The sequence below is a fragment of the Rhodococcus sp. TAF43 genome, assembly GCF_052113525.1.
Taxonomy (GTDB): Bacteria; Actinomycetota; Actinomycetes; order Mycobacteriales; family Mycobacteriaceae; genus Prescottella.
Window position 1 is genome coordinate 1 of the sequence record NZ_JBFRDL010000049.1, and the last position, 21,865, is coordinate 21,865.

22 protein-coding genes are annotated in these 21,865 nt (G+C 67.2%); 10 read left to right on the forward strand and 12 right to left on the reverse strand.

All coding sequences use genetic code 11. The annotated features are described in order from the left end of the window. Positions 1-104: 104 nt before the first annotated feature. The 9 genes from AB4Z09_RS23775 to AB4Z09_RS23815 form a co-directional block, all read right to left on the reverse strand. Positions 105-719, reverse strand: coding sequence for a hypothetical protein (locus AB4Z09_RS23775; protein ID WP_442240806.1), 615 nt, complete (start codon positions 717-719; stop codon positions 105-107). 432 nt (positions 720-1,151) lie between these two features. After that, positions 1,152-2,765 (reverse strand): acyl-CoA synthetase, encoded by a 1,614-nt coding sequence (locus AB4Z09_RS23780; protein ID WP_174909067.1) that lies wholly within the window; start codon positions 2,763-2,765, stop codon positions 1,152-1,154. 27 nt (positions 2,766-2,792) lie between these two features. After that, positions 2,793-4,052: a hypothetical protein gene (locus tag AB4Z09_RS23785; protein WP_174909065.1), complete on the reverse strand. Its 1,260-nt coding sequence runs from the start codon at positions 4,050-4,052 to the stop codon at positions 2,793-2,795. Next, a complete protein-coding gene (locus AB4Z09_RS23790; protein ID WP_114718392.1) occupies positions 4,046-4,597 on the reverse strand; it encodes a nuclear transport factor 2 family protein in 552 nt (183 codons plus the stop codon). Before AB4Z09_RS23790 ends, AB4Z09_RS23785 begins: the two co-directional genes overlap by 7 nt. Positions 4,598-4,600: 3 nt before the next feature. Further along, on the reverse strand, positions 4,601-4,822 hold the full coding sequence (locus AB4Z09_RS23795) for a ferredoxin (RefSeq protein ID WP_114718565.1): 222 nt from the start codon (positions 4,820-4,822) through the stop codon (positions 4,601-4,603). Beyond that, entirely contained in the window at positions 4,822-6,189 is a 1,368-nt protein-coding gene (locus AB4Z09_RS23800) for a cytochrome P450 (protein ID WP_174909063.1), read from the reverse strand. The genes AB4Z09_RS23795 and AB4Z09_RS23800 overlap by 1 nt, the downstream gene beginning before the upstream one ends. After that, complete coding sequence (locus AB4Z09_RS23805; RefSeq protein ID WP_174909062.1) at positions 6,186-6,971, reverse strand: SDR family oxidoreductase; 786 nt, start codon at positions 6,969-6,971, stop codon at positions 6,186-6,188. Before AB4Z09_RS23805 ends, AB4Z09_RS23800 begins: the two co-directional genes overlap by 4 nt. Then, positions 6,964-8,190: a cytochrome P450 gene (locus AB4Z09_RS23810; RefSeq protein ID WP_174909060.1), complete on the reverse strand. Its 1,227-nt coding sequence runs from the start codon at positions 8,188-8,190 to the stop codon at positions 6,964-6,966. Before AB4Z09_RS23810 ends, AB4Z09_RS23805 begins: the two co-directional genes overlap by 8 nt. A 4-nt stretch (positions 8,191-8,194) precedes the next feature. After that, positions 8,195-8,755, reverse strand: a complete 561-nt coding sequence (locus AB4Z09_RS23815; RefSeq protein WP_442240817.1) for a TetR/AcrR family transcriptional regulator — start codon at positions 8,753-8,755, stop codon at positions 8,195-8,197. A 95-nt stretch (positions 8,756-8,850) separates the two neighbouring features. On the opposite strand from AB4Z09_RS23815, the gene AB4Z09_RS23820 reads away from it, so the two are divergent. The 5 genes from AB4Z09_RS23820 to AB4Z09_RS23840 all read left to right on the forward strand — a co-directional run bounded on the left by AB4Z09_RS23820 (position 8,851) and on the right by AB4Z09_RS23840 (position 13,972). Continuing rightward, the gene (locus AB4Z09_RS23820) at positions 8,851-10,323 is read left to right on the forward strand and encodes an aldehyde dehydrogenase (RefSeq protein ID WP_442240807.1); all 1,473 of its coding nucleotides are present in this window, start codon (positions 8,851-8,853) and stop codon (positions 10,321-10,323) included. Positions 10,324-10,349: 26 nt separating this feature from the next. Continuing rightward, positions 10,350-11,099 (forward strand): SDR family oxidoreductase, encoded by a 750-nt coding sequence (locus AB4Z09_RS23825; protein WP_442240808.1) that lies wholly within the window; start codon positions 10,350-10,352, stop codon positions 11,097-11,099. Beyond that, positions 11,096-11,998: an NAD(P)-dependent oxidoreductase gene (locus tag AB4Z09_RS23830; RefSeq protein ID WP_302675479.1), complete on the forward strand. Its 903-nt coding sequence runs from the start codon at positions 11,096-11,098 to the stop codon at positions 11,996-11,998. Before AB4Z09_RS23825 ends, AB4Z09_RS23830 begins: the two co-directional genes overlap by 4 nt. Then, the gene (locus AB4Z09_RS23835) at positions 11,995-12,411 is read left to right on the forward strand and encodes a carboxymuconolactone decarboxylase family protein (RefSeq protein ID WP_114718386.1); all 417 of its coding nucleotides are present in this window, start codon (positions 11,995-11,997) and stop codon (positions 12,409-12,411) included. Before AB4Z09_RS23830 ends, AB4Z09_RS23835 begins: the two co-directional genes overlap by 4 nt. 91 nt (positions 12,412-12,502) lie before the next feature. Then, positions 12,503-13,972 carry an FAD-dependent oxidoreductase gene (locus tag AB4Z09_RS23840; protein WP_174909054.1) on the forward strand — a complete coding sequence of 490 codons (1,470 nt, stop codon included), beginning with the start codon at positions 12,503-12,505 and terminating at the stop codon, positions 13,970-13,972. A 30-nt stretch (positions 13,973-14,002) separates the two neighbouring features. Here the strand turns inward: AB4Z09_RS23840 and AB4Z09_RS23845 are convergent, their stop codons facing one another. Together AB4Z09_RS23845 and AB4Z09_RS23850 are read right to left on the reverse strand one after the other, a co-directional pair. Beyond that, on the reverse strand, positions 14,003-14,620 hold the full coding sequence (locus tag AB4Z09_RS23845; RefSeq protein WP_114718384.1) for a TetR/AcrR family transcriptional regulator: 618 nt from the start codon (positions 14,618-14,620) through the stop codon (positions 14,003-14,005). Beyond that, positions 14,617-15,669 (reverse strand): saccharopine dehydrogenase, encoded by a 1,053-nt coding sequence (locus AB4Z09_RS23850; RefSeq protein WP_114718383.1) that lies wholly within the window; start codon positions 15,667-15,669, stop codon positions 14,617-14,619. The genes AB4Z09_RS23845 and AB4Z09_RS23850 overlap by 4 nt, the downstream gene beginning before the upstream one ends. A 195-nt stretch (positions 15,670-15,864) precedes the next feature. Between AB4Z09_RS23850 and oxc the strand changes: the two genes are divergently transcribed. The 3 genes from oxc to AB4Z09_RS23865 all read left to right on the forward strand — a co-directional run bounded on the left by oxc (position 15,865) and on the right by AB4Z09_RS23865 (position 19,078). Beyond that, positions 15,865-17,547, forward strand: a complete 1,683-nt coding sequence (oxc, locus tag AB4Z09_RS23855) for an oxalyl-CoA decarboxylase (RefSeq protein ID WP_442240809.1) — start codon at positions 15,865-15,867, stop codon at positions 17,545-17,547. Then, positions 17,544-18,728, forward strand: a complete 1,185-nt coding sequence (locus tag AB4Z09_RS23860) for a CaiB/BaiF CoA transferase family protein (RefSeq protein WP_174909048.1) — start codon at positions 17,544-17,546, stop codon at positions 18,726-18,728. The genes oxc and AB4Z09_RS23860 overlap by 4 nt, the downstream gene beginning before the upstream one ends. A 104-nt stretch (positions 18,729-18,832) precedes the next feature. After that, positions 18,833-19,078 carry a hypothetical protein gene (locus AB4Z09_RS23865; protein WP_442240810.1) on the forward strand — a complete coding sequence of 82 codons (246 nt, stop codon included), beginning with the start codon at positions 18,833-18,835 and terminating at the stop codon, positions 19,076-19,078. A gap of 237 nt (positions 19,079-19,315) precedes the next feature. On the opposite strand, the gene AB4Z09_RS23870 is transcribed toward AB4Z09_RS23865, so the two are convergent. Continuing rightward, complete coding sequence (locus tag AB4Z09_RS23870) at positions 19,316-20,209, reverse strand: LysR family transcriptional regulator (RefSeq protein WP_442240811.1); 894 nt, start codon at positions 20,207-20,209, stop codon at positions 19,316-19,318. 159 nt (positions 20,210-20,368) lie between these two features. On the opposite strand from AB4Z09_RS23870, the gene AB4Z09_RS23875 reads away from it, so the two are divergent. Next, positions 20,369-21,148, forward strand: coding sequence for an SDR family NAD(P)-dependent oxidoreductase (locus tag AB4Z09_RS23875; protein WP_174909044.1), 780 nt, complete (start codon positions 20,369-20,371; stop codon positions 21,146-21,148). Between the two features lie 82 nt (positions 21,149-21,230). After that, positions 21,231-21,827, forward strand: a complete 597-nt coding sequence (locus AB4Z09_RS23880) for a hypothetical protein (RefSeq protein ID WP_442240812.1) — start codon at positions 21,231-21,233, stop codon at positions 21,825-21,827. Positions 21,828-21,865 lie beyond the last annotated feature (38 nt).

Here is a 21,865-nt window from a genome sequence, read left to right on the forward strand (position 1 = left end):
GGGTACGGGGACGTAGACTTGGCCACCTGAAAGGTGCTCCTTGATCACGCGATTGTTCAACCTTAGACAAGTCGAATTATCGCAGGTCGGAGCACCTTTCTTCGTCAGTGACACAGGTGTTCAGCCGAATTACCGTGAAAGCGGCAGGCGAGCGCCAGGTCGCCCAGACTGCCGAGATTCACATCCGCGCTGCCACCGTCCACGCTGCCGGCATCGCTGCCCGTGTCGGTGCTGCCGGAATCGCTACCCGCACCCAGGTCGGCCAGGCTGCCCAGATTCAGGTCAGTACTGCCGCTCTCGGCACTACCGCCGGCGCTGCCGGTGTCGCCGACACTGCCGCCGTCTACGTTGCCGAGGCTGCCGGCCGCGAGTTCGGTCACGAGTTGCACGGCGTCCTCGAGGCTGCCGATTCCCAGTTCACCGCCGCCGGAGCTGCCGCCGCCGGCGTTACCGAGGCTGCCCAGCACCAACTGGGTGAGACCGTTGAGGTCGAGGTTGCCCGCGCTCCCGGCGTTCACGCCGCCGTTGGCGCCACCTGGTCCGGCACTGCTGCCGAGTCCGGCCTGGCCGTTTCCGCCCGCGCTGCTGCCGAGACCCGCCAGCCCTCCGTTCGCGCCCCCATTGGCACTGCTTCCGACGCCGTTGCCCGGCGCCGGATCTGCCTGACCGACGGCGGGCGTTCCGATCGTCAAGGCACCGACCGCCGTTGCGGCGATCATGATGCGACTCTTCATCTTCAGCGTGCGGATGTTTCTGCCCCTATGGGTAGACATCGTTTTACGACCTCCTGATCGGCATGCACAGCAAATGCAAAGACATTCAGCCCAACCGCATGACGACAGAAATGACGAACGACGCCCCCCAAGAATCCGTTCGATCCCCCGATCGAACGGATAGCAACTTTCCCCGGCCACATGCATACAGGCGCAACGACGATAACATCTCGAACAGGTATCGATTACGAAATCTTCACCGCACCTTGTCATTCGTCCAGTTGCAGCGATGCCCGACGCGGCGCAATCCACCCACCGATCTGGCATTTTCGCTCTGGAGACCGGGGTGAGCGGGGTGCTGAATTCACCCCGCAACTCACCTTGGGAACGAGCGTGTCACCTCACCGCATCGGCAAAGTTGCTGTGCCCCGGTGCCGCTCAGATCCGGTGATCGGGTTCCACGGCATCGGCGTACGTGTTCGCCCACCGGTAGTCCGGTTTCCCGCTAGGTGTGCGCTCGACGCGATCCGCAACCCAGATCGAGCGCGGAATCTTGTAGCCGGCCAAACGATCGCGCGCGTGCCGCTCCACGTCGCCGAAATCGATGGCACCACCGTCCCGGGCCTGCACCACCGCGGCCACACGGTGGCCCCAACGTTCGTCGGGCACCCCGATCACGATGGCGTCGTACACGTCCGGATGGGCCTTGACGACGCTCTCGACCTCCTCCGCGAAGACCTTCTCCCCGCCGGTGTTGATGACCATGTTTCCCCTGCCCAGCAGGGTTATCGAGCCATCGACCTCGACCTTGGCACGGTCACCTGTAACGACCACCCGTTCGCCGTCGATGACACGGAAGATCTCGGCGCTCTTCTCCGGGTCCTTGTAGTAGCCGACAGGTACGTGGCCGCCCTTGGCCAGCCACCCGTCGGCCGGGGACCCGGGTGCGACGCGATCGCCCTTGTCGTCGACAACGAAGGAGGCCCGACCAGGCTGCACCCGGGGACCACCACTGTCCGGACCGTCCTTCGACGCGAATCCGATACCGCCGAAACCTGTTTCGGACGATCCGACGGAGTCGGAGACCAAGAGGTTCGGGAAGGCGTCGAGGAACGCTGTCTTGATCGTCGGCGAGAAGAGCGCTGCGCCCGATGCCACCACCGCGAGACTGGAGACGTCGGCCGTCGATTCGGCGAACGCTTCGATGAGCGGGCGCCCCATCGCGTCACCGGCGATGATGAGAACCTGAACGTTGCACTGTTCCACGAGTTTCCACGTCCGATGGGCGTCGAACTTGGGATCAAGAACCACCGTGTTGCCGGTGAACATCGCGGTGAACGTGGGCATCATCGCGGCCGCGTGGATCAACGGCGGCAGCGCGAACCAGCGCATCGGCTCTCCGGCCGTTCCGACCCGGGACTGCTGATACTCGTCGACGACCGGTTCACCGCTGTAGAAGTCGATGCCGCCGCCGAGTACCCGCCAGATGTCCTCGTGGTGCCACACGACGCCCTTCGGCCGTCCCGTGGTCCCTCCGGTGTACATCAGGAACAGGTCGTCGCTGCGGCGCTCGTCGAAGTCGCGCTCCGCGGATCGTCCGTCGAGTGCACACTCGTACTCCACACCGCGACAGTGCAACCCGAGCTCACCCTGGTCGTCCTCGACGACGATGGTGTGCCGAATCCTCGGCAGCGTCGGCAGGACCTCATCGATCCGTGGCGCGTACACCCGGTGGTGGATCACCGCCTCCAGATCGGCGTTGTCGTACACGTACGCAAGTTCGTCGCGGGTGTAGCGGTAGTTGATGTTGACCGGCACCGCGCGAATCTTGAACACCGCGATCAGCGACTCCATCGTCTCCAACGAGTTGTGGAGGTGGATGCCGATGTGGGAACCGGCCCCGAACCCCTCGGCCAGCAGGTGATGGGCCAGCCGGTTGGCACGCTGGTCCAGTTCGCGGTAGGTGAGCTCACGGTCGCCGCTGATGAGCGCGATCCGGTCCGGCATCGCGTCGACGGCGTGCTCGAACAGGTCGGCAAGGTTGAAGGCCACGCGGGACGTCCTTCCGATGGAGTTCGCTCATACGACGGTGAGCGGCAATGGGATACCTCTGTCCGCGAACGCGAAGTCCGCCCCGGTGCTGAAACGGGTGATGGCCACCTCGCTGCATTCCTTCGTCGGGCCGTCCTCGGTCCGGATGTCGACGACCAGCGCATCGCCGTCCTCGGACACGACGTGCGCGGTGAAGCGCGCGTTGACGCCCCGCACCAAGGCCTGCAGCGGCTCGAGGTGGTCGCCGTCGATCAGCGTCGGCCACGCCCCGTCGGCGTCGGCGCGGCCCTGCCGCCCGAGTGCGATGAGCAGGCGTCCGTCGTCGAACCGGATCTCGCTGTCGACGTACTGTTCCGGCGCGAACAGCGGATGCACCGACAGCACTGCGGCGAGACCCTCCAGGTCGTCGGGCAGCCCCAGCGCGTCCCGGATTCGCTCGGCCGCCAGACCGGCGATGCCGGTGAGTTGCTTGCGGGTGATGGTCCGCGCGGTCACCTCATCGGTGCGCTTGCGGACCCCGATGAGGAAGCCGAGCGCGAGCAGGTGGTGCTGCAGGCACACCTCTTCCGCGATCCGCGCCAGCGCGGACCGGGAGAAGTCGGCGAACCGCACGTCCGACAGCAGCGGACCCGCGTAGTCGGCCCGGCCGTCGTCGCCGGCGTCGATGGGGGTCAGCTCCGTCGCGACGGCGGCCGTCCGGCCGATGGCCTCGGTGTGCGGCTGAACGACCGGTGGCACATGCGACGGATCGATCGTGACGGTCCACGCGCAGTGCGGATGCCGGTCGGCGGGCACGCGCGGTGGACGGTGGATGGGCCGCACCTGCGCGTGGACGTTGGTCGCGAGCGCCGTCGCGTCGAAGGTCGGATCCTCGATGTCGTGGCACATCGCGGTGACGAAGGCGTCGCCCATCGGTTCGACGTCCATGAGCGCGCCGCAGTGGTCGAGCCAGAACTCGCCGTGGTCGTGGTCGTCGACGCGGAACCGGAAGTCCATGAACTGCGGCGGCGCCCCGATGTCGAGCTGCAGGCCCTTGAAGATGGTCTCGACGCTGTCGCCCTCGTAGTTCAGGGCGCGCTGCATCCGCCGGGTGTACCAGGGGCTCGACGCCTGCCACTCCTCGATGGCGACCTCGGTCATTCCCTCTCGCCCGAACGCGACGATGAGGTGCGCCATCCCGGAGCGGTCGATCAGCTGCCCGCACAGCAGCAGCTCGGGCACCAGCACCGCCAGGTCCGCGCGGGACAGTGCCTCGAACGACGATCGGCGGCGGGTCTCGCTCACCACAGCTCCACCGGTGACTGGCCGGCAGGGAACCACCCCGGCAGCTTCTCCCCCGAGACCGACCGCTGGATCCGCGCGGACATGCCCTCGGACAGCGCGTTGTTCGTGATCATCTCGACGAACAGTGCCGACACGTTGCCGAAGTCGAAGAAGTCCCGTTGCCACGCCCACTGGAAGTCGCCACCGTAGCGGAACCAGCTGCCGCCGATGCCGTGAACCTGGTAGTGGCTGCCGTCGTCGCGGGTCCGATCCGCGATCTGCTTCCACAGTCCGATGACGTCACCGGTGCGGTCGTCGATCACGAACTGCTGGTACGGGTACTGCCACCCCTCGAGTCCGAGCATCTCCTGCCCCAGCGCCAGTTCCTTTATCTCGTCACGGCCGACGGCCATGAAATCCTGTTGCGGGCCGTAGTTCCAGCCGTAGGTGGCATCCTCGGTGTACATCTGCGCCAACGGCTTCCAATCGCCGTTGGCCTCGCAGCGCTTGTTCTCCTCGATCCATCGCTGGACCATCTCGTCGAGTTCGGCGCGATCGAACTGGGTCATTTCTCAATCACCTTCCGTGGTCTGGGCACTGCGTTGGTTCACGAGCCGGAGCGCGGCCGTCGGGCAGTACTGCACTGCCCGTTCGACGTCCGCGCGCATGTCGTCGGGGATCTCACCGTCGGCGATCTCGACCTGCCCGCGCTTGGGCACACGGAAGATGTCGGGCGCCTCGAGCTCGCACATCGCGTGCCCCTGGCACAGGTCCAGATCCACTTCGACCCTCATCACCCCTCGCTTCCCGGCGTCCGCCGGCGGTAGCGCACGCGGCACGGCTGCTCGAGCTGGACCACCATCTTGCTGTGGTCGTTGCGGTAGCTGTCGGCCGGCTGAGCCATCTCGAACTCGAAGTCCTGCAGCAGAATCGAGAAGATCGCCTTCAGCTGCATCAGCGCGAAGGCCGCGCCGACGCAGCGATGCCGCCCGGCCCCGAACGGGATCCAGGTCCACCGATTGACGATGTCCTCCTGGTTGGGGTCGATGTAACGACCGGGATCGAACACGTCGGGATTCGGGAAGTCCTCCGCGATCCGGTTCGAGATCGCCGGCGTGGCCGCCACCAGATCACCCTCGGCGATGCGATGACCCGCCACCTCGAAGTCGCCGCGGGCCACCCGCAGCAGCAGGATCAGCGGCGGGTGCAGCCGCAGCGTCTCCTTGAGCACCGACTCGAGGATCGGGATCTGCCGCAGCCCGGCGAACGTGATGTCGGAGCCGTCGCCGTACAGACCGTCGAGCTCGGCCGTCACCCTCTGCATGGAGTCGGGGTGGCGGAGCAGTTCGATCAGCGTCCATGCCGCGGTCCCGGACGTCGTGTGATGGCCGGCGAACATCATCGAGATGAAGATGCCGGTGATCTCGTCGGCGCTGAACCGCTCGGTGCCGTTCTCGTCCTTGATCGAGACGAGCACGTCGAGCATGTCTCGATCCTCCTTGCCGCGTGGAGGATTCGCGATGCGCTCCGCCATGATCTCCTGCACCAGCGCCACCAGCGCGATCCGGGCCTCGTCGCGGCGACGGAAGCTCTCGATGGGCGCGTACGGATCGACGAAGGCGATCGCGTCGGTGCCCTGCTCGAGCTCGTGGTAGAGCTGCGCGAACCGTTCGTCGAGCTGGTCGCGGAACTTCTTGCCGATCAGGCACGCCGACGACGTGTAGATGGTCAGTTCCGCGAAGAATTCGAGCAGGTCGATCTCGCCCTCGTCGTCCCACGCTTCGACCATGTGGGCGACCTCGTGCGAGATCGTCGCGGCGTGCCCCTTCATCTGCTCGCCGCGCAGCGCCGAGTTGTGCAGCATCTCCTTGCGCCGTTCCGGGCTGGCGTCGAACACCACACCCTCGCCGAAGATCGGTTTCATGAACGGGTACGCGGCCTGCTGGTCCAGCTCCTCGTCCGAGGAGCGGAAGAAGAACTCGTTGGCCTCCGCCCCCGACAGCAGCACCACATTGCGGTCGGCGAGCCGGAACGACCCGACGTCCCCGCATTCCGCACGCACCCGGCGCATCAGCGCGATCGGGTCGGCGCGCAGTTCCTCGAGGTGGCCGTGTTCGTGTTCGCCCCCGGACACGCGCCGGGGTTCGACGATGGTGGTCATTGGTCGTCCTTCCGCAGGGGCGCCTCGGGCTGGACCTCGACGAGCACCATGTGGGCACCGCGCGGGGTCGACACGACGGCGACGACGGCCGCCGCGATGTCCGACGCCCGCAGGAAGTAGGGGTGGCGGGCGAAGCCCCACTTGGACCAGGCCTCGAGCATCGGCCCGACGACCTCGGGGGTGGAGTCCATGCCCATCCCGGTCAGAGTCGGTCCGGGTCGCACGATCGAGGCGCGAACCCCGGTGCCCTCGAGTTCCATTCGCATCTGCCGCCCCATCGCTTCGAGCCCGGTCTTGGCGGCGTTGTAGGCGCCCATCCCCGGCCGCGGCATGTCGGCGCAGTCGGATCCGATGAGGACGAAGTCGCCGCGACGGCGCTCGATCATCCCCGGCAGCACACGGTTGACCAGCCGCTGGGCGCCGACGAGGTGGACGTTCACCTGCGCGAGGAAGCTGTCGGGATCCATCTCGTGGGCCTCCGAGAACACCAGGTCGCCGGCGCCGGAGAGCACGATCTCGGCGGGGCCCAGTCGCTCCTCGGCGCCGGTGACGAATCGGTCCACCGAGGCGGTGTCGGTGACGTCGAGGTGCAGCGCGACCGCCTCGTCACCGTTGCTTCGGATCTTGTCCGCGATCTCCTCGCACTGTTCGGTTCGGCGGGCACCGAGCGCCACCGGATGGCCGAGTTCGGCGAGGGCGTAGGCGGTTGCGGTCCCGATGCCCGACGATGCGCCGGCTATCAACGCCGGTCGCCGTTCCGGATGGGGTTCGAATCTAGGCACTGCGCACCTTCACTTTCGTGGGGAGAGAGGCAAATCCTCGAACATTGGTGGAATGGACTCGTACCGAACGGGACTCGTCGATCTCGAACTCCTCGACACGGTCGGCGAACTTCGCCAGGGCGATGTTGGCCTCGAGCCGCGCGAGATGCGCGCCCAGGCAGAAATGGGTGCCGCTGCCGAAGCTGGCGAGCTTGTTGCTGCTGTCCCGGGAGATGCGGAACTCGTCGGCGTCCTCGAACGCCCGGGAGTCCCGATTGGCGGATCCGACGAGCAGCAGAACACGGTCGCCCGCCGGGATGGTCTGCCCGTGGAACTCGAGGTCGACGGCCGCAGTGCGCGCGAGGATCTGGCTCGACGTGTCGTAACGCAGCGTCTCCTCGACCCACTGCGGGGCGAGGGCGCGGTCGCGCAGCACCGCCGCCGCCTGGTCCGGATGACGTGCACCCCAGTACAGCGCGTTGCCGAGGAGCTTGGTGGTGGTCTCGTTGCCGGCGACCACCATGAGGAACATGAACCCGATGATCTCCTCGTCGGTGAGCTTGTCGCCGTCGATCTCCGCGTCGATGAGCGCCGACGTGAGGTCGTCGGCCCGGTTCCGCCGCCGCTGCCCGAGCATCTCGACGTAGTAGGTGATCAGCTTGATCGACGACTCGAACGCGGCGGGCGGGATGTCGAGGACGCCGTCCTCGCGATGGACGACCAGGTCGGCGAGCCGGCGCAGTTCCGCGCGGTCCGATTCCGGCACGCCCATCAGTTCCGAGATCACGTCCATCGGTAGCTTGCCGGCGAACTCGGAGATCCAGTCGAACTCCCCCGCATCGAGCGCGGGCTCGAGGTACTGGCGCGTGAGTTCCGTTATCCGGCCCTCGAGTTCGGCGACACGCCGCGGTGTGAACCCACGCGAGACCAGCTGACGCATCCGCATGTGCCGCGGATCGTCCATGGCGAGGAACGACATCGTCCGGTGCGCGTGCGGCCCGTACGCGGCCGGGTCCAGCGAGACACCGTTCGCGCTCGAAAGACGTTTGCTGTCACGGAAACCGGCCATCACATCCGCGTGGCGCGACAGCGCCCAGAAGGACATGTCGACGTTGCGGTACAGCGGGTGCTCGTCCCGCAGTCGCGCGTAGACCCGATACGGGTCGTTGTGGAAGTCGTAGTCGTACGGGTTGAACGTCACGGGGTCGAGTGACGCCCCGGATGTGGACGCTGTGGTCATCGAGTCACTCCAGGATCAGCTTGACGGAAGTTTCGAGTCGATCGGCAAGTCGTTGGTAGGAGCCGTATCCCATGCCGGCGTGCACGAGCGCCCCCGAGTAGAGAAGTTCGAGCGTCTCCACCAGATCGGGATCGGGACCCGGACCGAGGGCGTCGCCGAGGCGCCGACGGATCTCGATTCCGATACGGGTCCGCAGATGTTCCACGTCCGGGTCCCGGCCGAGCAGCGCGCTGGTCACGGCGCCGGCCAGTGCGGGTTCGTCGACCATCAGCAGTGCGATCCCGCGCAGCACCGCGACGACCCGATCGATGCGACCGCCGTCGACCGGGTCGGGCTCCGGCGCCTGCGCCAAACGCCGCCAGAACACCTCTGCGACAAGATGTTCCTTGGAGGAGAAGTACGTGTAGGCCGTGGCCGGCGCCACCCCGGCCCTCGACGCCACCGCGCGGACCGTGAGTCCCGCGAACCCCTCCTCGTGCAGCACCGCGACCGCCGACGCGGTGAGGCGGTCGACCGTGTCGGCCTGCCGTTCACTGAGACGACGGCGTGTCGATTCGAAGCGCACTTCACTGGACACGTGTCTGGACATTACTACGCTTGCGGACTACGGTCCAGACACATGTCCAGTCGGATTCCGAACAGACTTGGAGAGGCCACGAGATGACGCTTCGCCCGACCGACAGTTCCGCGCTTCTGATCGACGGCAAGCTCGTCCCCGGCGCGGGCGGCGTGTTCGACGTGATCGATCCCGCGACCGAAGAGGTCCTGGGACACGCGGCCGAGGGCACCGAATCCGATATGGACGCGGCCATCGCGGCGGCGCGACACGCGTTCGACGACACCACGTGGTCCCGCGATCACGCCTTTCGCGCGCGGTGTCTGCGGCAACTGAGCGACGCCCTGCAGTCGCACGTCGAGGAACTCCGCGAGATCACCGTCGCCGAGGTCAGTGCACCCACGATGCTCACCGCGGGCCCCCAGTTGGAAGGTCCGATCGCCGACCTGGGGTACTTCGCGGACCTGGCCGAGTCCTATTGCTGGGAAACCGATCTCGGGGTGGCGTCGCCGATGGGCATCCGGACCCATCGTCGGCTCCTCAAGGAGGCGATCGGCGTCGTCGGCGCGATCACCCCGTGGAACTTCCCGCACCAGATCAACTTCGCGAAGATCGGCCCCGCCCTGGCCGCGGGCAACACCTTGGTGCTCAAGCCCGCGCCCGACACCCCGTGGTGTGCGGCGCTGGTCGGCACGGTGATCGCCGAGGAGACCGACATCCCGGCCGGCGTGGTCAACATCGTCACCTCCACCGACCACCGGCTCGGCGCCCAGCTCTCTCGGGACCCGCGGGTGGACCTGATCTCGTTCACCGGCTCCACGGCGACGGGCAAGGCGGTCATGGCCGCGGCGGCGGAGACCCTCAAGAAGGTCTTCCTCGAGCTCGGCGGCAAGTCCGCGTTCGTCGTCCTCGACGACGCCGACCTGGCCGCGGCGTGCGCGGTCGCCGCGTTCACCGTCTGTACCCATGCCGGCCAGGGCTGTGCGATCACCACCCGGCTGCTGGTGCCGCGCGAACGCTACGACGAGGCCGTCGCCGCCACCGCCAAGACGATGTCGAGGATCCGTCCCGGCAACCCGGCCGCGCAGGGAACCGTCTGCGGACCACTGATCTCCGCGCGCCAGCGCGCCCGTGTGGAGAGCTACCTCGAGCTGGCCGTCGAGGAGGGCGGGACGATCGTCGTCGGTGGCGGCCGGCCCGCCGAGCACGAGCGCGGATTCTTCGTCGAACCCACCCTGATCTCCGGGCTGGACAACTCCGCGCGGGTGGCTCAGGAGGAGATCTTCGGGCCGGTCCTGGTGATCCTCCCCCACGACGGCGACGACGACGCCGTGCGCATCGCGAACGACTCCCCCTACGGGCTGTCCGGCTCGGTGTGGGGCACCGACAGAGGACGTGTCGACCGAGTTGTTGCGGGCGTGCGCACCGGCACCCTCGCTGTCAACGGCGGCGTCTGGTACGCCGCCGACGCACCGTTCGGCGGGTACAAGCAGTCCGGTATCGGCCGCGAGATGGGTGTGGCCGGATTCGAGGAGTACCTGGAGACCAAGCTCGTCGCGGAACCCGCAACGGCATAGAGCGAGTCGACGTAAGGAGAACGGACATGGGACGTTTCGACGGACGCACCGCCATCGTCACCGGCGCCGCGCAGGGCATCGGCGAAAGCTACGCCCGCGCACTGGCCGCCGAGGGTGCCGACGTGGTCGTCGCCGACCTCAACCGCGAGCTCGGCGAGACCGTCGCCAAACAGATTTCCTCGGACGGCGGATCGGCGGTGTTCAAGGAAGTGGATGTGGCCGAGCCGGATTCGGCGCTCGAGCTGGCCTCGTTCACGATCGAGAAGTTCGGCCGCATCGACCATCTCGTCAACAACGCCGCGATCTACGGCGGCATGAAGCTCGATTCGCTGCTGACGGTGCCGTGGGACTACTACAAGAAGTTCATGAGCGTGAACATGGACGGCGCACTGAACGTGTGCCGGGCCGTCGTGCCACACATGCGGGCGAGCGGCGGCTCCATCGTCAACCAGTCGTCCACCGCCGCCTGGGTGTACTCCAACTTCTACGGGCTGGCGAAGGTCGGCATCAACGGTCTCACGCAGCAGCTCGCGTTCGAGCTGGGCTGGTCCAACATCCGGATCAACGCCATCGCACCCGGTCCGATCGATACCGAGGCCACCCGCACCGTCACGCCCGGCAACATCGTCGCGGACATGGTCAAGCGGATTCCTTTGCAGCGCATGGGCACCCCCGACGACCTGGTGGGCATGTGCCTGTTCCTGCTCTCCGACGAGGCGAGCTGGATCACCGGCCAGATCTTCAACGTCGACGGCGGGCAGGTGATCCGGTCGTGAGCACCGCACTTCCCACCGTCGGTTACATCGGCCTGGGCAACATGGGCGCGCCGATGGCGACCCGCCTGCTCGAACGGCCGGGCACACTCGTCGTGTGCGATGCCCGTGCCGAGGCACTCGAACCGTTCACCACGGCCGGCGCGATCGCCGCGGCCACGCCGGCCGAGGTCGCCGACCGGACGACGGTCATCTCGGTGACCGTCCTCGACGACACCCAGGTCCGCGACGTCGTCACCGGGCCGGACGGCATCCTGGCCACCGCCCGCCCAGGCACGGTGATCGCCGTGCACTCGACCATCAGCGACGTGACCGCTGTCGAACTCGCCGACGCCTGCCGGGCACGTGGCGTCGACCTCGTCGACGCTCCCGTCAGCGGGGGCGCTCCCGGGGCCCGGCAGGGACGACTGGCGGTCATGGTCGGCGGCAGCGACGACGCGTTCGAGTCGGTGCGGGAGCCGTTCGGCCACTTCGCCGAACTGGTGATCCATGCGGGACCGGTGGGTGCCGGCACCCGGATGAAGCTGGCACGCAACCTGTTGCACTTCGTCTCGTTCACCGCCGCATCCGAGGCCCAGCGTCTGGCCGAGGCCGCCGGGCTGGACATCCGGGCACTGGGCAAGGTGGTGCGCCACACCGACGCCATCACCGGCGGCGCCGGCGCGATCATGCTGCGCGACACCACGGCCCCCGTCTCCGACGACGACCCGTGGTTCTCGATCCTCTCCCACGTCCGCAACCTCGGCGAGAAGGACCTGGCGCTCGCGCTCGGCCTCGGCGACCGCTTCGACGTGGACCTGCCCCTCGCCCGGCGCGCCCTGACCGGACTCGGCCCGGGACTGGGCGTCGGCACCGGGGCCGCCGCGGACCATTCCACCCCCGATCAGAAGGAGCACGCATGACCCACCCGAACGGCGACGCGGCCGCGGCGGAGACTCGCGCGCGGGGAGTCGCGATGATGAACCAGGTGTACGGCTGGGAGATGCCGTCGGACGTGCCCGGCGACTTCTTCGCCGTCACCGCGGACCACCTGTTCGCCGACATCTGGACCCGGCCCGGGCTGAGCATCCGCGACCGGCGCCTGCTCCTCCTCGGCGCGATCGCGGCGCAGGGCCAGAGCGACGTCGCGAAGATCCAGATCAACGCCGCCCTCCACAACGAGGAGCTGACCGAGCAGCAGGTGGAGGAGGCCGCGATCTTCCTCTGTCACTACGTGGGCTGGCCCCTCGGCACCGGGCTGAACAACGCGTTGATCTCGGTCAAGGCCGACCGGAGGAAGGCGGCACGCGCGGCGGAGAAGCAGCGAGACGGATAGTCCGGCGATTCGGGCACGGCGACCGTCCTCGGCGCGGATACTAATTTATAGAACACGTTCTACCCGTTGCGCGTCGAAAGGATCTACCCCAATGTCCGAGGCAACCCCCGTTCGTCCCTTGTCCGCCGAAAGCATCGAGACCTGGGACTACGAGGCCGACGTCGTGATCGCCGGCTACGGCATCGCCGGCGTCAGCGCCGCCGTCGAGGCCGCCCGCGCCGGTGCGGAAGTCCTGGTCCTGGAGCGGGCCGGCGGCTGGGGCGGCGCGGCGTCGCTGGCCGGCGGGTTCATCTACATGGGCGGCGGCACCCCGCTGCAGAAGGCACTCGGGTTCGACGACACCCCCGAGAACATGAAGACGTTCATGATGGCGGCCCTCGGGCCCGGCGCCGACGAAGCCAAGATCACCGACTACTGCGAGGGCAGCGTCGACCACTACAACTGGCTGGTCGAGTGCGGCGTCCCGTTCAAGGAGAGCTTCTACGGCCAGCCGGGTTGGGAGACGCCGTTCGACGACGGACTCATGTACTCCGGCGGCGAGAACGCGGCGCCGTTCAACGCGATCGCCACCCCGGCCCCGCGCGGGCACGTCCCGCAGATGGCCGACAAGAAGGTGGGCGAGAAGGGCGGCGGCTACATGCTGATGAAGCCGCTCGTGGAGACCGCGGAGAAGCTCGGCGTCCGCGCCCAGTACGACATGCGGGTACAGACGCTGATCACCGACGCCTCCGGCCGCGTCGTGGGTGTGCAGGCCAAGCAGTACGGCAAGGATGTCGTGGTCCGCGCGCGCAAGGGTGTCGTCCTCGCGACCGGCAGCTTCGCGTACAACAAGGACATGGTCGAGGCGTTCGCACCGCGGCTGATCGGGCGTCCCGGCGCCGCGATCGAGGAGCACGACGGCCGCTCGATCCGCATGGCGCAGGCCCTCGGCGCCGACCTGGCGCACATGGACGCCACGGAGGTCGCGTTCTTCGGCGACCCGCAGATGATGGTGCGGGGCATCCTCGTCAACGGCCGCGGCCAGCGTTACGTCAACGAGGACACCTACCCGGGCCGCATCGGTCAGCTCACGTTGCTGCAGAACGACAATCAGGCGTACCTGATCATCGACGAGGACGCGTACGAGGAGGCGAAGACGACGCCGTCGTCCACACCGTTCTTCCGCTTCCAGCCCAAGTGGGTGGCCGAGACGGTGGAGGAACTCGAGTCCGAGATGGGCTTGCCGGAGGGCACCCTGCAGTCGACGGTCGAGGTCTACAACAAGCACGCCGAGAACGGTCAGGACCCGGTCCTCGGTAAGAAGCCCGAGTGGGTCAAGCCCATCGGTTCGCCGATCGCTGCACTGGACCTGCGCAACTTCACCGCGGGTTTCACGCTCGGCGGCCTGCGCACGAACACCAACTCGGAGGTGCTGCACGTGTCGGGCGATCCCATCCCGGGGCTCTTCGCGGCCGGACGCTGCACCGCCGGTGTCTGTGCGTGGGGCTACGCGAGCGGCACGTCTCTGGGCGACGGCAGCTTCTTCGGCCGTCGGGCCGGGATCAGCGCGGCCAAGGGCTGACAGTCGGACGACGGGGAGGCCGCCCGGCGGTCACGCCGGGCGGCCTCCGTCGCCGTGGATCAGCATCACCGCGGCTCGAACCATCTCGACGTCTCCCGCTTTCGTCCGCCGCACCCCGATCTCCGAACGCACGACGGCGGATCCTTCGAGGAGGCTGACAACGTTCTCCGCCAACGCTGTTCGCCGATTCGCGGGCAACGCCGGCCGGGCACATGCAATCAGGTCGGCGACGTGTCCGACGTACGTGCGATAGAAGGCGCGCACCACCGCCGCGGTCTGCTCGTCCCCCCCGGCGATCGCCCAGATTTCCCGAAACAGCCGTAGACAGGCCGGGTCGTCCTGCTCGGACAGGAGCACCCGGAGCATCCGCGCGGTGTCCTCGCGTGTCACGGTTCTCGCGTCACCGCCGCCGACCGGCTGCCCCGTGGCGGCGGACAGGCGCGCCAGCGAACGATCGAGTGCACGGTCGAGCACCGCCCTGATCAGGTCGGCGCGGGTGGGAAAGTAGTGCTGCAGGTGGCCGATCCGCACCCCGGCCTCCGCGGCGAAGTCCCGCAGCGCGGCGTTCGCATTGCCCCGCGTGGTGAGCACACGTTCGGCGGCGTCGAGCAGCTCGGCCTGCCGCTGCGCGCCCTTGGACATGGTCATGACGTCAATACTTCCACCCCCTGCTCCTCGAGCTCCCGCAGCGCGGAGTCGAGACGCGGATGCAGTTCTGGGAAGGTGACTCCGGCGACCGCGTCGGCAGCGAGCACCCGGCGGAGCCCCAGAAATCCACCGACCGCGGTGAGATGCGCCTGTCCGCGGGGATCGACGATGGTCGCGGACGTGGCGGTGGCATCACCGGCCACGTCGATGCGGATCTGTGCACTACCCCCGTCGCCCGGTGAGTACAGCAGGGATCGGCGCACCGAGGTCCATCGTTCGCCGCGGCCCCACCGAAACAACCCGACCTTCTTCGCCGCAAGGAGGGCGGTCGTGGCCGAGTTCGAGCTGAAACCGATCCGCGTCGTCGCGGTGTCCACCCCCAGCGTCAACGGCAGTGTGAACTGCTCGGGGGTGTCGAGGCGCGCGACCTTGGTCCGCGAACCGCCGATGTCCACCCATCGGGTGTCGGAGAGCGGCGCCACGGTCACCGGAACGCCGGAGCGCCGCACCTCGTAGTCGTAGCCGAGCCGATCGATGAAGTCCACAGAGTCGATCCCGGCAGAATCCTTCACGTCATATCGGATCGCGATGTCGACCGACGTCGCGTCACCGCCTCGTTCGGCGACGAGGGCGGCCGCCACGATACTCGTGACGCCGCCCATCCAGGACGACGAAAGCAACACCGGTGCAGTCGGTTCGGCGAGGGCTGCGACCGTGACCGCGCGCGTGAGGCGAGAGGTCCACCGCGTGATGTCGACGTAGGGCACGCCGCCCCTCACCGCAGCCCGGAGCACCCGATCGCCCGGGTCGTTGACCGCACCGACCACGGCGCGGACACCCGCTGCGAAGGGTTCCGGGTCGGACAGGTCCCAGCGCCGCACGGACGCCCCGTGCCGCTCGGCCAGGAGGGCACCCCTGTCCGGGTTGCGACCGGTGAGGAGCAACGGCCACTCGGGTCCGGCGAGGTCGGCCAGGGCCGCTCCCACGGTGCCGTATCCGCCGACGATCAGGACCGGTCCGGCGGGGTCGTGCGCGAGTTCGTCGTTCATGAGATCAAAAATAGGTCATATGACCAATTCTGTCGAGGTGCGCAGACTTCGTCCGGTCGGGGTGCTCGCGTGGTGGACATGACGGACGTTTCGGTCCGGCATGTCGGCGCGGGCTGACCTGCGGACCCCGCGGGGGGATACTCGGAGAAGACCGCCGCCCATCGAGGCGGAGTCCGACCGTTCGGGGATGTTCACATGGCCGACTCCGAGACTGCCGACGGGAACGACCTCGTCGTCGACGCGCTCGAAGCCGCCGGCGTCACTACGATCTACGGCGTCGCCGGCATCCCGATCACCGACCTCGCCCGCACGGCGCAGGCCCGCGGCATCCGCTATCTCGGGTTCCGCAACGAGCAGGCCGCCGGGCACGCCGCGGCGGCCGCCGGCTACCTCACGGCGCGTCCCGGCATCTGCCTCACCGTGTCCGCGCCCGGCTTCCTCAACGGCCTCGTCGCGCTCGCGAACGCCACCACCGACTGCTTCCCGATGATCCAGATCAGCGGGTCCAGTGACCGTTCGATCGTCGACCTGCAGCAGGGCGACTACGAGGAACTCGACCAGCTGGCGGCGGCGCGACCGTTCGCCAAAGCCGCCTACCGGGTCGACTCCCCCGCCATGATCGGCGTCGGCGTCGGACGTGCGATCCGCGCGGCGGTCTCGGGCCGCCCCGGCGGGGTGTACCTGGATCTGCCGGCGCGGGTCCTGACGGCGTCGGCACCGCGCACGCCCCGACCCCCCATCGTCGATCCGGCGCCGCGTCAGGTACCGGCACCCGACGCGGTCACGCGCGCGATCGACCTGCTCGAGCAGGCGCAGCGCCCGCTGATCGTCCTCGGCAAGGGTGCGGCATATTCCCGCGCCGACGCCGACATCCGCGCGTTCGTGGAGGCCACGGGCGCACCGTTCCTGCCGATGTCGATGGCGAAGGGTCTGCTGCCCGACGATCACCCGCAGTCCGCGGCCGCGGCCCGCTCCCTGGTCCTGCGCAGCGCCGACGTCGTGGTGCTCGTCGGCGCGCGCCTCAACTGGCTACTCGAGCACGGCGAGCCACCGCAATGGTCGCCCGACGCCCGGTTCGTACAACTCGACATCAGCGCCACCGAGTTCGACAGCAACCGTCCGATCGCGGCCCCGGTCCTCGGCGACATCGCGTCGTCGACGGCGTCGCTGCTGGCGGCGTTGCGCCCGGGACGGATCACCCCGGCACCGGACTGGCTGCGCGAGATCGACGAACGCAAGCGCGTCAACACCGAGAAGATGGAGGCCCGACTGTACGCCGACGCGCATCCGATGAACTTCGCGGTAGCGCTCCGCGCGATCCGGGACGTGCTGGACACACACCGCGACGTGATCGTCGTCAGCGAGGGCGCCAACACTCTCGACAACGCGCGCAACATCATTCCGATCCACCGTCCCCGGCATCGACTCGACACCGGAACGTGGGGCGTGATGGGCGTCGGCCTCGGCTATGCGATCGCCGCGGCCGTGGAGACCGGCGCGGCGGTGGTCGCGATCGAGGGCGACAGCGCCTTCGGCTTCAGCGGCGTGGAGATCGAGACGATCTGCCGTTACCGACTTCGCGTGATCGTCATCGTGTTCGACAACGGCGGCGTCTACCGCGGTGACGAGATCAATACGCGCTCAGCGGATCCGGCCCCGACGGTGCTGCTGCACTCGAGCCGCTACGACACGCTGATCGAGGCCTTCGGCGGCGTCGGCTACCACGCCGAGACCCCCGACGAGGTGGCGTCCGCGCTCCGTTCCGCCCTCACCACGACCGATCCGGCCCTCATCCACTGTGTCATCGATCCCGCGGCCGGCACCGAGAGCGGGCATCTACAGAAGCTCAATCGTCCGGTGCACGAGGAGGAAACATGACCGAACACGATCCCGGCGGCCATCTCGATCCCACCAAACCGCAAGCCCTCGAGGGCATCACCGTCGTCGACTTCACGCACGTGCTGTCGGGACCGACCTGCACGCGCATGCTCGCCGACGCCGGCGCACGAGTGATCAAGATCGAGCGGCCCGGCATCGGTGACGACACCAGGCAGATGGGCCCGTTCGCCGACGACGGCAGTTCCGAGTACTACCGCCTCGCGAACGTCGGAAAGGAGAGCATCGCGCTGAATCTCAAGGATCCCGACGACATAGCGGTGGTCCGGACGATGATCGCGCACGCCGACGTGGTGGTCGAGAACTTCCGGCCCGGGGTGATGGCGGGCCTCGGCCTGGCTCCCGACGATCTCGTCGCCGAGCATCCGCGGCTGATCGTGTGTTCGGTGTCGGGGTTCGGCCAGTACGGCCCGATGCACCAGGAGTCGGCCTACGACACCGTGATCCAGGCGTTGTCGGGAATCATGGACGCCACGGGTTGGCCGGACGGTCCGGCGACCCGGGTCGGCACGTCGATCTCGGACATCATCGCGGGGGTCATGGGCTACTGCGGCATCGTCACCGCCCTCGTCGCCCGCGAACGCACCGGCCGCGGCACCACCATCGACGTCGCGATACTCGACAGCACGTTCGCGATTATGGAGCACGGACTGATGGACGCCCTCGGCCCACGCGTGCGGCCGACACGGCTCGGCAACCGGCACCCCTTCATGTACCCGTTCGACACGTTCGAGTGCCGCGACCGCCCCATCGCGATCGCCGTCGGCAACGACCACCTCTTCGAACTCATGTGTGAGGCAATGGGACTGACCGATCTTCCGTCGGACCACCGGTTCGCCACCAATGTCGACCGCTGCACCAATCACGCGGAACTCAAGACCGCGATGGAGGACGTGCTCAAGTCCGACACCGGCGAGGCATGGCGAGGACGGCTGATCGAGGCGGGCGTGCCGGTGGGGATCGTGCTCAACGTCGACGACACCCGCAAGCTGGACCAGATCGCGGTACGCGGGATGATCAAGAACGTCGGCGGCTTCGACGTCCCCGGCACGCCGCTCAAGTTCGGGACCTGGGACTCGCTGGGATCGACCATTCCGTCGCCGACGCTCGACGACTGCGGCGACGCCCTGCGCCGGGAGTTCGCGCCGCGTCCCGGGGCGTGAGGATCAGCCGCGGGGCGTGAGCGTGACCGTGGCCTCCTGCCGCGGTCTGGGCGCGACTGCAGTGCGAGGTCCGCCGCCCGTTTCTCGCCGGCCTTCTCGCCACCGTGGTCGGCGTCGCCGTCGGGAATCTGGTGCGGATCGTGTTCCTCAGCTTCGAAACCCATCAGGGGATCGGCACCCACGCGCTCGCGCTGCTGCTCGGTCTCGTCGTGTCGGCGATCTGGGGCGCCGTCGTCGGGCTGATCGTCGGCGGAGTTCAAGCCCTCGACGCACGAATCCGCCAAACCGTGGAACCGACCGTCGCCCGGCGGACGCGGACGCGCCGACCCGCGAAGGCCGCGGCACGCTGATCCGTAGCGTCACACCTCGGGCGCGGTGACACGGACGAGCTGCGCCGATGCGGCAAGCGCAGCGCCCTTCGATTCCATCCGACAACCACTCGATATCGGGTATGGAAAGGCCGCCAAAGTGGTTGTAACCAATCAATACTCATCGCCCTGACACTCAGCACTCCGACCGACTGGGGCTGGCATCCTCATCGACACCCCAGAGGGGCTCGAGTATCGCACACTGGGCGAGGATGGGCGTCAAGTCGTCAAGTCGTCAAGTCGAGCAAGAGCTGCGCGGCGCAACTCTTTGGTGAGTGGTCTACGGTCTGCGGATCGAGTAATCAGATCAACCTGGCAAAGGTCCACGTCAGCAATGTCTCGGTAGGTGACGCCGTCGTGTTGATAGCGATTGGCCACCGATTGCGCGGTGATCATGACATTGCCGCCGAGCGCAACGCCGTTGATCGCCTCCTCCATTGTTGCTGCCCAGCAACCATACTGAACGATCCGCCCGCTGGGACGAGGGTCTACCACCCACTCCTTCGTCCACTCACGGGCGATGCCTTTTGCGCCGACGACCGCGTAGCCGTCGAGGTCCCCGAGGGTCAATACCCCATACGTCGCGAGTGGCGAGTCGACTGGCACCGCCGCCACCCGCTTCTCTCGATGCACAACAATGCGGTCCAACTTGTCCGCCGTCTCTCGATAGGGTGGACGGGCGAGAGACGCATCGACGTCACCACGAGCCAGTCGCGAAAGCTGATCACCCCACTCGAGTTGGATGAACTGCAGCCGAGCACCGGGGTTCTTCGCCGCGAAGTCCGCCAGAAAACCCTCGTCTCTCCGGCCGGGAAAGCCATTGATGAACCCGATTCGCAGGACCTCCTGGTCGGTCCTTTCTCCCAGCGCGATGCGCGAAGACGCCAGCGCGGCGCCCGCATGCACCATGAACTCCCTGCCACGGTCGGTGAGCCGGATCGGGGTGGTGCCACGCTCGACCAACTTGTAACCCACGGCGCCCTCCAGGCGTTGGATCTGCTGGGTCATCGCCGGCGGTGTGACGAACAATCGCGCCGCCGCACGCGCGAAGCTTCCCTCTTCGATCAGCACCTCCAACGAATTGACCAAAGTCAGATTCAAGAACGAGGACACAACCGACTCCTCCGATGAAGCAACTACTTAACCCTGTGTCGTGGATCTCAATTTACTGGTCAGCCGCACGGTGTCAAGGTGTTTGAGACCGGAAGAAATCCAAGAGCCGGAACATGATCGGGCCTTCAACCACCCGAAAGCCATCCAAGACGGGAACCCATGTCAGCAACTGCGAAGTCTCCTCAACGAGCACTCATCACCGGCGCCGCATCCGGAATCGGCTATGCGATTGCCGAGCAACTCATCGCCTCCGGAGCCTCCGTCCTTGCCTTCGATCTGGACAAGGACGGTCTGGCCGCGGCGGCCGAGAAGCTCGGAAGTTCCTACACAACGTTTTCCGGCAGCGTCGCTGAACCAGACGACGTCAAAGCCGCGGTGGAGAAGGCCGAACTTTCCCTCGGGGGAATCGACAGCCTGTTCAACGTCGCGGGCGGACTGCGCCCCGCCCCCATCACCGATCTCGCCGAAGCCGACTGGCACTTCACCATGGACGTGGTGCTCACTGGCGTCTACCTCTGTACCAAATACGTCGCGCAGTCCATGATCCGGACGGGAGTCGGTGGCGCGATCGTCAACATCTCCTCGGTCAACGCACACCTACCCCTGTACGGCGGAAGCGCTTACGCCGCGGGCAAAGCCGGCGCGGAGATGTTCGGCAAGAACGCCGCACTGGAGCTGGCCCGGCACGGAATCCGCGTCAACACTGTGCTTCCCGGACTCGTCGAGACTCCGATGGCGGGTTTCATCCTCGAGAACGAAGGCATCATGGACGAGTTCTATGCGAATGCCGTTCTCAAGCGTCCTGCACAGCCCGCAGAGCTCGCCGCTCCCGCAATCTTCCTGGCGGGAGCGGGCGCCAGTTACATCACCGGCACCAGCCTTGTTGTCGACGGCGGCTACGAAGTCGGCAGCTACCCCGACCTCAGCAAGTACCTTTAGGGAGAGAACAACAATGAGCACAGCATTTTCCGACCTGCCGGCAGCAGCCCCCCGAACCTCGTACGAGGAGGAGTTCGTCCACATGATGGACGACATCGACACCCTCATCGACAGCACCACCAATCCCATCCACCGCAAGATTCTTGTCAACTACCGCCGCCACGGCCTGTTGGAGGTGTCGGGACGCTACGACGAACTGCTCGCTCCCAATATGACCGTCGACTCGCCTCACTACCGGGTCTTCGAAGGCGGCCAAGGTGTGATCCTCGACGGAATGACCGAGGTTCGCGGCTTCTACCAGACACTGGCCGGCATGGACATGCTGGTGATGTGGACGGGCAAGCAGAAGATGGCGGTCGCGGACTGGGGATTCGCCGGCGAGGCGGAATTCAGTCAGTTTGTTCCGGGAAAGATGCTTGGTGACAACGTCTTCGGCAGTCTCGATGAGAGCACATCCAGCAGTGCTTCGGAGTACGACGATGACGCGTATTACCTGGTCCGTCGCACGCTCGCATTCGTCTGGCACTACGACAACGACGTCCGATTGATCGGCGAACACGTTTACGAGGATGCAAGTTCCAAGACAGTCAACAAGGTTGCGCCTGAGGACGTCATCAGCGGTTCCCGAGCCGCAGAGTTGCTCGAGTCCGTGATCGACAAGTACGAACTCCCGGAGTAACGAACGCAAGAAGCCCGTCGTGATGGTGGATCCTGACG